6 protein-coding genes are annotated in these 12,381 nt (G+C 35.9%); all 6 read right to left on the bottom strand.

Translation table 11 applies throughout. The annotated features are described in order from the left end of the window. Window positions 1–262: 262 nt before the first annotated feature. The 6 genes from Q0Q96_RS07700 to queG all read right to left on the bottom strand — a co-directional run bounded on the left by Q0Q96_RS07700 (window position 263) and on the right by queG (window position 12,376). Window positions 263–676, bottom strand: a complete 414-nt coding sequence (locus Q0Q96_RS07700) for a VanZ family protein (protein ID WP_293873233.1) — start codon at window positions 674–676, stop codon at window positions 263–265. Next, window positions 645–1,025, bottom strand: coding sequence for a glycine cleavage system protein GcvH (gene gcvH, locus Q0Q96_RS07695; RefSeq protein ID WP_293873230.1), 381 nt, complete (start codon window positions 1,023–1,025; stop codon window positions 645–647). The genes Q0Q96_RS07700 and gcvH overlap by 32 nt, the downstream gene beginning before the upstream one ends. Window positions 1,026–1,090: 65 nt before the next feature. Next, on the bottom strand, window positions 1,091–8,389 hold the full coding sequence (sprA, locus tag Q0Q96_RS07690; RefSeq protein WP_293873239.1) for a cell surface protein SprA: 7,299 nt from the start codon (window positions 8,387–8,389) through the stop codon (window positions 1,091–1,093). 39 nt (window positions 8,390–8,428) lie between these two features. Next, entirely contained in the window at window positions 8,429–9,010 is a 582-nt protein-coding gene (ruvA, locus tag Q0Q96_RS07685) for a Holliday junction branch migration protein RuvA (protein WP_293873227.1), read from the bottom strand. An 81-nt stretch (window positions 9,011–9,091) separates the two neighbouring features. Further along, entirely contained in the window at window positions 9,092–11,386 is a 2,295-nt protein-coding gene (locus Q0Q96_RS07680; RefSeq protein ID WP_293873225.1) for an NADP-dependent malic enzyme, read from the bottom strand. Window positions 11,387–11,482: 96 nt separating this feature from the next. Then, entirely contained in the window at window positions 11,483–12,376 is an 894-nt protein-coding gene (gene queG / locus Q0Q96_RS07675) for a tRNA epoxyqueuosine(34) reductase QueG (RefSeq protein ID WP_293873236.1), read from the bottom strand. Between the last annotated feature and the right edge of the window lie 5 nt (window positions 12,377–12,381).

Here is a 12,381-nt window from a genome sequence, read left to right as displayed (position 1 = left end):
GAAAACAAAATCTTGAACTTCATTATAAAAACATGGTTCTAACGATTGAAATTGTAATCCTTCACAAGATGGGAAAACAGGAAACTTTTCGGTTTGATTGTTGGCTACTTGTGCATTTAAAACATTGGCTAAAAAGTATGCTACTAAAAATGGTATTGAATTTTTCATTTTTTTTTAAAATATATCGTTTGAGGGTGTGTTCTTGAATAATGTAATAAAAGTAAAAAATCGGTTTCATTAAAACATTCGATACAATCTATATTTACACTTTTTTACGTGATTTGTTAGTTTTTTTAATGAATACAAATACGCCAAATGCTAGAAATGCTCCGGTACAGTTAGCTACTACATCTTTAAGATCGGCATGTCGTGTTGTAGTAAATAATTCTTGCAAAATTTCAATAAGTATTCCGTAGCAAAATGAAATTATAACGATGTTTCGTATACTTTTTAGTCCCAATTTATTTATTTTCATCCAGAAATAAAAACCCCAAAGCATAGTGAAAATAAAATGAAAAGTAAAATGCACGTATTTATCAAAATTAGATAAAGAAAAACCTAACGAGGGCAAATCATTAACTTTTATTAAAGACAAAATAGCAATTATAATCGTCCAGCCAATGGCTAAAACCAAGCTAGTATTTTTAAGCACCAATAAGTTGTCTGTAGCTTTCACTCGAAAGCAATTCGTCAGTTTGTGAAAAATTAGCTATTTTCAGTTTAATCATCCACCCTTTTCCATAAGGATCGGCATTTACTTCCTCTGGATTTGAGTCTAAACCATTATTAAATTCAATGATTTCACCCGAAAGCGGCAAAAATAAATCTGAAACTGTTTTAACCGCCTCTACTGTACCAAATACTTCGTCTTTATCTAATGTTTGGTCTAACGTTTCTACTTCAACATACACAATGTCGCCCAACTCTTTTTGAGCAAAATCAGTAATGCCAATAGTTGCTATATCACCATCAATTAGAACCCATTCGTGGTCTTTTGTATATTTTAAATTGCTTGGAATATTCATTTGATTTTTAATTTTTAGTCGGTAAAGATACTATTTGATATTGTGATTTATAATGTAAAAATGTGTTAGTTTCCAAAATTATAACGCATGGTAAATCCTGCCCTTATATTGGTCAACGGAAATGAAGTTGAAATAACCGGTTTAGAGAAAGAGTGATCGTAGAAGAAAATAGCAGTCAAGTTTTTACTAAACGAATAATCGGCTGTTAATTTTGCAGACCAAATGTTTTGTCCGCCACCCAATTGGTTATTGGTGTAATCTAAATAACGCACGATGGTTTTATTATTTCTATAAGAAAAATCGACTTTTAAATTGATGTCACTTTTTATAATTCCTGTTGGATTGTCTGCTAATTGCGACGAGAAAATAACATCTTTAAAACGATATCCTAAACCTATAATATATTCTTTACCCTGAACTTCGGTCAACAGATTATTATCAAAACTCATCGATAAACTTCGGTCTTTTTTTATTTCGGCCAAAATTTTGAAGGCGTTTTTCATTTCAAAATCTAATCTTATCAATGGATTGAATTGTTCGACCAAATTTATATTTCCAATAATGGTTTTGTTGAAAAAATTACCAAATCCGCCGTTATCTTGCTGTGGTCCCAATGAAGGATTATAATCAAGATTTGACCGGAAAGAATTTATTGTATAGGATGATCTGTAAGCATGTTGAATAGAGAAACGTTTAAAATTTTCTTTAAAGAAACCATAACGCATCAATCCTGTATACTTAATATTCCAGTTGGGAATTGGGAAATTTCTAAAAGCGCTTAACGAAACACCATCAGGTGAACTGCCCGTGTAAGCCGATAAGAAGGCAGGAATCAAAACCGCTTGGTTATTTTTCCCATAGCCAATTGGATACCCCGCATTGGCAGAATAAAAATTATATTTTGGATCAGTAGCTGCTGGAATTGGATTTGCAGAATCACCATATCTTGGAATACTTGTTCCGTAATAATCTGCTGCTAACCTATCAGCAATGATTAATCTGTTGTTTCTAAAATCATCAAAAGTAGTAGAACCGGTTTCATCGCTTTTGTTAAAAGAGGTTTTGATTAAAACGGTCGAAATAGCAAAATTCCCAAAACTATAAGGAGAACGCGGGTTGTACAATCCCGTATTAGGATCCACATCATATTGTTCTGAAGAATTTTCAGAGTAAGTCCTGTTTGCTGTCAAATCAATTTTAAAATCGGGGAACAAATCCACGTTGGCAGTAACATCCAATGTTCTTGTTGATACTCTCGTGTAGCTTTGATTAAAATCTTGATAAGTAGTTAACCAGCCTCTTTTGGCTGCTTCATAACGAACATCATCTTGCGCACCAAAAACGAACCCTAATGAAGGTCTTGAAGAACCAAAGAACCCTACACCTGGCAAGAAACCTGGCAGCAATGTACCTTCATTTTTGACGAAATTAATTTGGACATTTTTCACACTAGTTAAAACGCCAATTAATCCGCTTACAAACACACTGCTATTTTTTGCAGGTTGTGCTTTGATACCCGTTATTTTTTCTCCCGGTTTTGGCAGAGCAACTGGTTTTTGAGCTGGTGCTGCTGGTTTTTTTCCTAATCCGATATATTTATAAAGTGACTCCATACTAAAAGCAGTGTTCAAACGATGTGACCCTGCATTTTGAATAGTATTTCCTAAATCATTCCCGTCTACAGATGCTAATGCTAACGATGGTCTTTGCCAACTGTAATCGCCTGTATACGAATAGGTTGATTTCACAAAAGACAAGAAAGGAATTTTATTTATTGGCAAATCATAGTTTACTACAATCTGCTGATTGTGTTGATTTGACGATCCTATATTCCAAAAATCTGTCCAAATGGTATTCGAATTATCTGGTATATTACCGGCATCCATGTAAGTACGAACAATATTATGTGATGCCGCTGTAAAGTTTACTTTTAGTGCTTTGGTAATGTTATAATTAAATCCATATTGATAATTAAACATATAATTTCTTCTGTACAAAGGGTCTAAACCTATGCCCGCAACATCAACTTGTCTGAATTGTTGCTTATTGTACTGTCTGATGATATTACTGCTAAAGGAAATGCTAGCAGGTAAATAATTGAAATTAAAATCACTTAGCATTTTCCAATACGAACTTTTCTTGAAGAATTTTGACTTTTTGAAGGGTTCCAATGGTTTGTTTTGAAAAGTAAAAGTATAATCTACTGATGTATTTACTTGCTGGTCTATATATTTTTCAATTTCGTAATTGTGTTTTTCAACTTGGTTATAAGAGTAAGACAACGTTAAATTTTCTACGTCATAAACATGTTGTTTTTGAGCAGGTGCTCTCTCTTTTTTCACTCCAATAAAGTTGATGCTTTTTCTTTTTGTGTAATCAATAGCTCTATTGGTAATGTTATCTCGTTCTGCACTGCTAGGAGTGTTATCGAGTAATTCTTTTAATCGAATATCTTGATTAAAAGGATCGTATTTTGGTGTAATTATTTCTTCTCCTACAGCATAGTTAAACGGCAAATTAACACCCCATTTTTTGGGCAATAATTTACCCAAACTTAAATTGGAAATGATGTTATACTGCTGAACATCTTCTCTACTTCGTTCTTGTGGTCCTTGTTCTAAAGCTCCAAAACCGATGGTGCTCATTCTTCCCGTTCCGGACAGCGTTGCAAAATCAGCCAAGTTAGTATCCATGTTTACTATAGCTGCCATTCCACCTTTATTATCTAAACCTGCCAATCGCAACTCGTTAAACCAAACTTCCCCACGAACTTTTTGAGTATAATTGTTTTTAATACCAACCATTAACGTTCGAACCAAACCAAAATTTGGTGTTCCTTTTATGCCCAGTTTCAATGCGCCACGATTAGTATTGGATGCTAACGATGGGTCTAATTCAAAGTCATTTTTATACAACACTCCATCTACTAAAGCACTCGGCAGAGCACTAAAGGACAATACTTTCAGTTTTGTCAAAAGCGCTAAAGGTAAATCCATTTCGTTGATTTCTGGCCAGATAACAGTAGGATCTGTTGCGCCTTCTGCCGTAACTTTTAACGGTATTTCAACCTGATAATAGTTGTTCGTAAAATCGTTTCCAAACCTAATAAATGCACTCATTTGATTGTCTTGTAATGGCGCATTATCAGTTGGTGCTGGTAAAGCTTCGGCATGTAAAAACATTTTCAATTTGCTATACTGCCGCATATCAACATCAATATTTTTAAACACTGCTCTTGAATCGCCCACTTCTAATCCGTTCCCATCGCCAGCTCTAACTCCTGAAACTCGTAGTGATAGTGATTGTTCGTTTTGCGCGATTACCTGATTTCCGTTAGAAAGGTTAGAACGAACCACTCCTGGCGGAGTAACATATCGTATAGGAACACGAGTTGCATTTTCTTGAATGTTTACGGTAAGTACATCAAAATTTGTGGTCAAATCGCTAGTGTCTGTATCTGTTAAAGCATCAAACGGTTTGGTGTATTTTCTCCATTCCCCACGAACTAAATCCAAAGTACCAAAACGAATTGTAATTGGGTTTTTGAAACCCGTCATAAACATTCTCATAAAACGAATAGAGCGAAAATCTGAAATACTTCCGATGGTATTGGTTGGTTGGTTAACCGGAATTTTAAATTGAAGCCATCTTGCCCGAGTTGGAATTTGATTTGGAGCGTTAAGAACATCTGTTTCTACTTTGTCTGTAATGAAGTTTTGTCCTACTTCTATTGTAACTGGTCCGTTTAGTGTGCTCACAGTTGAATTAAAGGGTGCCATCAAAATTTTATACTCATAATAAGCATTGGCTTCATTCATGGTGTTATCTCGGTTGATATCTTCTACATCTGGCAAAGTGGTAGAACCTCTATTATTATTGTTCACATCTACAGGAGAGTTGCCTTCAACACCATTATAATTTTTGTAAACCGCTTGAACTGTTGAGCCAGTAGCGCTTAAAAAATATTGATAATTATCGCCCGCTGGATCATCTAGAGAAGCAAAACCAGGTGCAATTCCAGGAAGGTTTTTTTCGGCTGCATCGTTCACCCCATCAAAACCAACATCTTGTGCGCTTCTATTGGCACCATCAACATCAAAAGCATAAATAAGTGATTGCGATGAAGGGACTTTTCCCCAAACGGTGGGGTTGGTTAAGGATTGTGAGGCACTACTAGAAGGTAGCCCATTCTCGTATTGTTTCCTCGAATCTTTGAGTACATCTTCGGATATTTCACCAAGATTAAAATAAATTTGACCAGTATTGTTCGGGTCATTTTGTGCCGTTGGATTTCCCGGATCATAATAAGGATCTAACATCCAAAACTGAATATACTCTACATTACTTTGTTCAAAATTAGTAGAATTGATAGCGCGCATAATTCCCCCAAAATTACTCTTAGCATCAACATCACTAAACCCGTTTGGGGCAAGTGCCAAAGGATTATAATTATAAGGTCCTCTCTCTTGAGGATAATAGGATAAATCCAATGAGTTAATCACGGTGGGTTGTCCTGTGGCTATCTGTAGATTAGGAAATAACTCTGAACTAAAAATTCTTCTGGTGCTATTATTCGAAATTCCATCCTGACCTATACTAGCTGGCGTTTGGACATAAAGGGTTGGGTCAATAGAATACCAGCTTAATTTTCCTCGTTTGTATCCGTAGCTTAAGTTAACTGCATTTGATCCAAAATCATTGTAATCTGATACCGCTGGTTTTTTTGGCGTTGAGGCCAAACTCCAAGACTGTGCTGATCGCATATCAATGGTAGTTTGCGAACCTTCAAAATCATCTACATAAACGGTAGCTTCTCCCCGAAATTGGTCTGCTTTGGGCGCATCGGGTTTTAGAAATGCCATTTCGCCTCTTAAAGAGAAATTAGAAGGAGCATCGGTATCTATATTAGGTAATTTATTTACCAATCGGGTTAAAAAAGGAACCTCGGTCGCGTAATTAACATTTAATCCAAAAATAGTATTGTTTACAGATTCTTGACCATAATTTGATTTATTGGTAACTGGTCGTTCTGACATTTTAATCAAACTGGCACCAAGCAAAAACTTATTAGAGAATTTGTGCTCTATATTGAAACCCATAAATCGTCTAGTTTGCTGCCCAAAAGTAGCATTGTTTTCTACAGAAACTTGTATTGGCGTATTAGATGCTTGCAGGGAAGGGTCAAGAATTTGTACTCTTCCTGCTTGATAATTTACACTATAATCTATTCCTTCTTGAAGCACTCTTCCGCCGGCGGTTACTACTACAGAACCTCTTGGAACGTTATAAGCGCCTATTGGAATTCCGTTGCCTCCAGATGATTTGAATTTTCCTTTTAATTGAAACTTATTTTTTTCAGCATCTTGTAAAGCAGCGGCAACAGTGTTGGAATACATGCTTCTGAAAACATATTTCTGCTGATTGCCGTTGTAAGTGGTTTGGTCGTAATAGTTTTCGGTACCGAGTTTTAATTTATCAAAAATCAGTTTCCCAAAAGGTTCAACGGTGGTAAAAATAATGCGCCCATTTTGTTGGTCGACCGTTAATCCTGGTATAAAGTCAAAAAAACCATCACCTCCCGTTTGTGGGTCATTGTTGTAATTTAATTTATCTACATTAAAGACATTCAAAAGAGGTTTTTGTGTAACAAGATTTTCAGGAAGTGCTGGTGGGCTTGTTGGAAATGGTATACCTGCCACTGGAGATATATAATTAATTGGTGACGGATCAGTATATAAAATATTGAATTTAAAATCTTCTTTTTGCAATTGATACGCTCCCTGTATTTGATAAATGTTTTTCATCATCAAATTCCAAATAGGTTTTTGAACATTGGTTAAACTACTTTTTAACATTTTCAAAATCAAACTCTGTGAGGATATGGTTTGAGAGGATGTTCCCCCTGCGGTAATCACCGTAGCGTCAACTCCGTCTGTTCCAAATTCTCCTACTTGGTATACTTTATCACCTTCGGTATATTGATAGGCAACTGCTAAAACTTCGTCATTTGACAACCGTTGTTGTAAGGATAGATAACCTAATTGGGGGTTGAAAGTATATTCGTTGGGCGCTAATTTTCTAGCATTCTCTAGTTTAGAATAATCTGTTCCTTCATCTACTGTGTTGTTAAAACCAGCACTAGCGGTTACAATATCTCTAACATTTGCATTTAGTAATCCGCCACCAGTTGTAATAAATGCAGGATTGTATTGATTGTTTGCATTATCTGATGGTTTATCTACAGGTGTCGTTAGAAAAAAATTAGGATTCGCAACGGTAGAAACCGCAACAATTTGATTATCTGTGAGACCCGTCAACCGGGCTTCCCCTAAATCTTGCAAGGCAATAATATTCCGTAAATTGTTACTGGTCGTGCTTACTCTGTTTTGTCTGTTGGTTACCCAAACTTCTATTCTTGTAATTTGAGCTCTACTGCGTATTACTGGATAATCTTTCAATGCTTCGTCATACTTATTTCTAAAGTATTGCGATAAGAAAAAATGTCGGTCGACATCGTAATCTAAAGCGAACATTTCAAAGTTTTGAATAGTTCCGCCACCTTGCGCTGTAACCGATTTTGTTTTTGATTTTTGTTCAGAGAAAACGCCAGTCACCGTAGTTTTTCCGAATTGCAATTGGGCTTTGACCCCAAATAAACTTTGAGCCCCACGAATCAGAGAATTGCTAGAGGGCATACTCACATTACCAACCTCAATTTTTTGAATAATGTCATCCTCTGTTGGCGCATACTCCAGTTTAATAAGATTTTGAAAGGCAAAAGTAGATTGGGTGTCATAATTGGCATTGACGTTCAATCGTGTTCCTACTTTTCCGTTCAAACTCATGCTTATTCTTTGGGCAAAATCAAAAGTAGTTTGTGATCTATTTCTTGGCGAAAAAGCCGGGTTGTCTTGTTTAGTGTAGCGTACACCCAAATCCATTTCTACGGAACCTGTGGGTTTTACATCAATAGTATTAGACCCAAAGATGGTTTCAAAGAAACCTGAATTTACATAATATCGGGGTAATAAATCTTTTTTCTTGGCGTCGGTTCCTGGTTTTTTACCATCAATAGCATCCGATTTTTGTTTAAAATAAGTACGCATTGATTCACGAAGCACCAATTCTTCGTATTCTTTTGGCGTTAAAATTATAGGATAATTGATGTTAAAACCATCAAACGTACTCGTATAAATATATCTGTTTGTAGCTACATCATATGTGTAGGCATTAACAATACTGTTGGGGTTTTTTATTTCTACTTTTCCTGTTGAATAGCCAATACTGTCTTTGGGCGTCTCATTTATTTGAGCAAAAATTGCAGTATCTACTAGCAAAAAAAGTCCAAGTAGTAATTTCTTCAGATGTAAAAATGATTTTTTACTATATTTTGTTTCCAAGAATTATAAATTTTTTAATGCTTGTTTGATTATTGTTTCCAATCCAGCCTCGGGATTTTCTTTTATGATTTTGTCAACCACTTTTTCGGCATTTTTTCTAATGAATCCTAAAACCTCTAAAGCAGATAACGATTCTTCGCGATTAATATTGTGTTGCGTAATAGAAATTTCGCTCAAATCATATATTTTTAACACTTTTTCTTTTAAATCTAATATCACGCGCTGTGCTGTTTTGCTTCCGATACCTTTAATAGATTGAATAGTAACGACGTCTGCATTTGCAATAGCATGGATTATTTGTTTTGGATCCAATGACGATAACATGGTTCTAGCTATACTGGCTCCAATACCTGATACTGATAACAATAACTTGAACAATTCTCGCTCTGATTTTTCTATAAACCCAAACAAAGAATGGGCATCTTCTTTGATTTGAAGATGTGTAAACAATTTAACAAAATCAGTATTAGGAAGTAAAGAAAAAGTATGTAAAGAAATATTAATGTGATAACCAACACCACTGCAGTCTATTACAACTTCGGTTGGTGATTTTTCAACTAATTTTCCTTGAATGTGTGCAATCATTTTAACTAAAATTTAACTCCAAATATAGCAAAATTCTTTAACGGAATGAATCTCTTTTCATTATCTATAAGACAATACAAACTATTTAGAAAAAGCCATTTTTTTTCGTTTCTCTTTTTCTTGAGCGTCAACAACGGCAACGGCTACCATATTTACCATTTCTTCAACACTGGCACCCAGTTGAAAAATATGTACTGCCTTTTCCATCCCCAACATTATAGGCCCAATGGAATCTACTTTATACAATTCTTTCAACAGTTTGTATGTTATATTAGCTGATTCTAAATTAGGAAAAATCAAAGTGTTAACCTTTTTCCCTGCTAATTTTGAAAACGGAAATTTGGCTTTCAGCATTTCGGCATTTAAAGCAAAATCTGTCTGAATTTCACCATCAACAATAAGGTCTGGATAATATTTATGTAAATAAGCGACCGCTTCCCTCACTTTATTGGCGCTTTCATGTGTTGAGGAACCAAAATTAGAAAATGAAACCATAGCAATGATTGGTTCTATTCCGAACATTCGTGTCATTTTTGCCGTCATCAAAGCAATTTTTGCCAATTCAACTGCAGTAGGATTTGGATTAATGGCTGTATCTGATAAAAACATTGGTCCACGATTGGTCATCATCATATTAGCAGTAGCAATTAAGGTGATGCCTGGTGCTTTTCCAATGAGTTGCATTAAAGGTTTCACTGTTGAAGGATAACTTCTCGAATAACCAGAAACCATCGCGTCTGCATCGCCCTGATTAACCATCATAGCGGCAAAATAATTACGTTCTCGCATCCATCTTTGCGCATCTAGCAAAGAAATGCCGCGGCGTTGTCTTGTTTCCCAGTAGAATTCGCCATATTTCAATCTTCGTTTGTCTTCTTCTTTAGTTTTTGGGTCAATGATAGGCACTTCGGCATCAAAGCCTAATTCATCTTTGAGTTCCAAAATCAATTCTTTGTTTCCTAACAATATTGGATGAGCAATGCCTTCTTCGTAAGCAATTTGCGCCGCTTTTAACACGTCTAAATGATCTGCTTCCGCAAAGACAACTTTTTTGGGATCTGTTTTGGCTCTGTTGGTTAATAACCGAATCAATTTATTATCAGAGCCCAAACGTTCTAACAGTTCTTCTTCATATTTTTCCCAATCTGTAATTGGATGTAATGCGACTCCAGATTCTATGGCGGCTTTAGCCACAGCTAGTGGAACTCTTGCAATCAATCTTGGATCAAAAGGCTTTGGTATGATATAGTCTTTACCAAAAATTAACTTGGTTTCCCCATAAGCAATATTTACTTGCTCTGGAACAGATTCTTTGGCTAATTCGGCTAACGCAATGACGGCTGCTTTTTTCATTTCTTCATTAATCTTGGTAGCTCTTACATCTAAAGCACCTCTAAAAATATAGGGGAATCCCAACACATTATTAACCTGATTAGGATGGTCAGAACGACCTGTTGCCATGATAATATCGCTTCTGGTTTGAATAGCCAAATCGTATTTTATTTCAGGATTTGGATTCGCCATTGCAAAAACAATTGGGTTTTTTGCCATAACCAATAACATTTCAGGCGTTACGATATCGCCTGTAGAAAGTCCAACAAAAACATCACAACCTACCATAGCGTCATGCAAGGAATTAAAATTTTCAGTAGTGGCGTATTTTCTTTGATTATCAGAGATAGTTGAATCGTTTTTTTTAAGTGCCCCTTTGCTATTAAACATGATAATATTTTCTTGCTTTACGCCAAAAGAAACGTATAAATTAGCACAAGCAATTGCGGCTGAACCTGCACCAGAAATAACCATTTTTATTTCGTTCATCTTTTTGCCAGCCAGCTCAACGGCATTAAGCAACGCTGCCGACGAAATAATAGCCGTTCCATGCTGATCATCATGCATTACCGGAATATTGAGTTCTTCCACCAAGCGTCTCTCTATTTCGAACGATTCAGGAGCTTTTATATCTTCTAGGTTGATTCCGCCAAAAGTAGGGGCAATATTTTTTACGGTTTCAATAAACGCGTCGACATCTTTGGTGCCCACTTCTATATCAAAAACATCTATATCCGCAAAGATTTTAAAAAGCAATGCTTTACCTTCCATCACTGGTTTTGAGGCTTCCGGACCTATATCGCCCAATCCTAAAACGGCAGTACCATTGGTGATTACTGCTACTAGATTTCCTTTTGAAGTATATTTATAAACGTTGTTTACATCTTTGACAATTTCTAAACAAGGTTCTGCCACGCCTGGCGAATACGCCAATGATAAATCTCGTTGTGTTGCATATTTTTTGGTGGGTACTACTTGTATTTTTCCGGGTGTAGGTTTGGCGTGGTATAAAAGCGCTTCTCTACGTTTACTATCTTTGTGCATGGTTTTTATTTTGATAGCTACAAAGGTAGAAGACTGAATGTAAAAAGGAAATTTTTGCGAGTTTCTTTTTTTTGCAAGAAAATAATGGTCGAAAAATTATTTTAAAAAATCAATGTTTCGTTTCAATCCTTCAAACTTGGTTCGCTTTACCGCTGAATTTTTAAAGACTTTATTGTAGGTATCTGCTGTAATTTCTTCCCAGTCTTTTTTGGTCATTGAAAGCAGTTTCGGATTTGGATTAAAAAGCGATTCATTGTGTGGTTTCGAAAAACGATTCCACGGACAAACATCCTGGCAGACATCGCAGCCGAACATCCAGTCGTCCATTTTACCTTTCATTTCCGTTGGAATATTTTCCTTGAGTTCGATAGTGAAATAGGAAATACATTTGCTTCCGTCAACAACATAAGGTGCAACAATCGCTTCTGTTGGGCAAGCATCAATACAGGCTGTGCAGGTTCCGCAATGATCTGTTGTAGCATAATCATATTCCAAATCTAAATCGATAATTAATTCGGCAATAAAATAAAATGAGCCGACTTGCTGCGTTAATAAGTTACTGTTTTTTCCAATCCAGCCCAAACCGCTTTTTGCTGCCCAAGCTTTGTCTAAAACTGGTGCAGAGTCTACAAAAGCGCGCCCGGAAACTTCGCCGATTTCTGTTTGAATCGTTTGCAAAAGTTCCTTTAATTTTTCTTTGATTACAAAGTGATAATCCTGTCCGTAAGCATATTTTGAAATTTTATAACTTTCTGAATTCTGTGATTCTGATGGACAATAATTCAGCAACAGCGAAATCACACTTTTGGCATCATCAACCAATAAAGTCGGATTCAGGCGCTTATCGAAATAGTTTTCCATATATTTCATTTCGCCGTGACGGTTTTGGTTTAACCAATTTTCCAATCGCGGTGCTACTTCTTCCAGAAAACCAGCTTTGGAAATTCCGCATGACAAAAAACCAAGTCGTTTGGCTTCGTCCTTTATCAATTTGG

The organism is Flavobacterium sp., from assembly GCF_025352015.1.
GTDB lineage: Bacteria > Bacteroidota > Bacteroidia > Flavobacteriales > Flavobacteriaceae > Flavobacterium.
This window is presented reverse-complemented; position numbering and strand designations above follow the sequence as displayed.

Bases quoted from the DNA above. Each gene is read 5' to 3' on its own strand.
- Q0Q96_RS07680 (WP_293873225.1), bottom strand. From the start codon at position 11,386: ATGCACAAAGATAGTAAACGTAGAGAAGCGCTTTTATACCACGCCAAA.
- gcvH (WP_293873230.1), bottom strand. From the start codon at position 1,025: ATGAATATTCCAAGCAATTTAAAATATACAAAAGACCACGAATGGGTT.
- ruvA (WP_293873227.1), bottom strand. From the start codon at position 9,010: ATGATTGCACACATTCAAGGAAAATTAGTTGAAAAATCACCAACCGAA.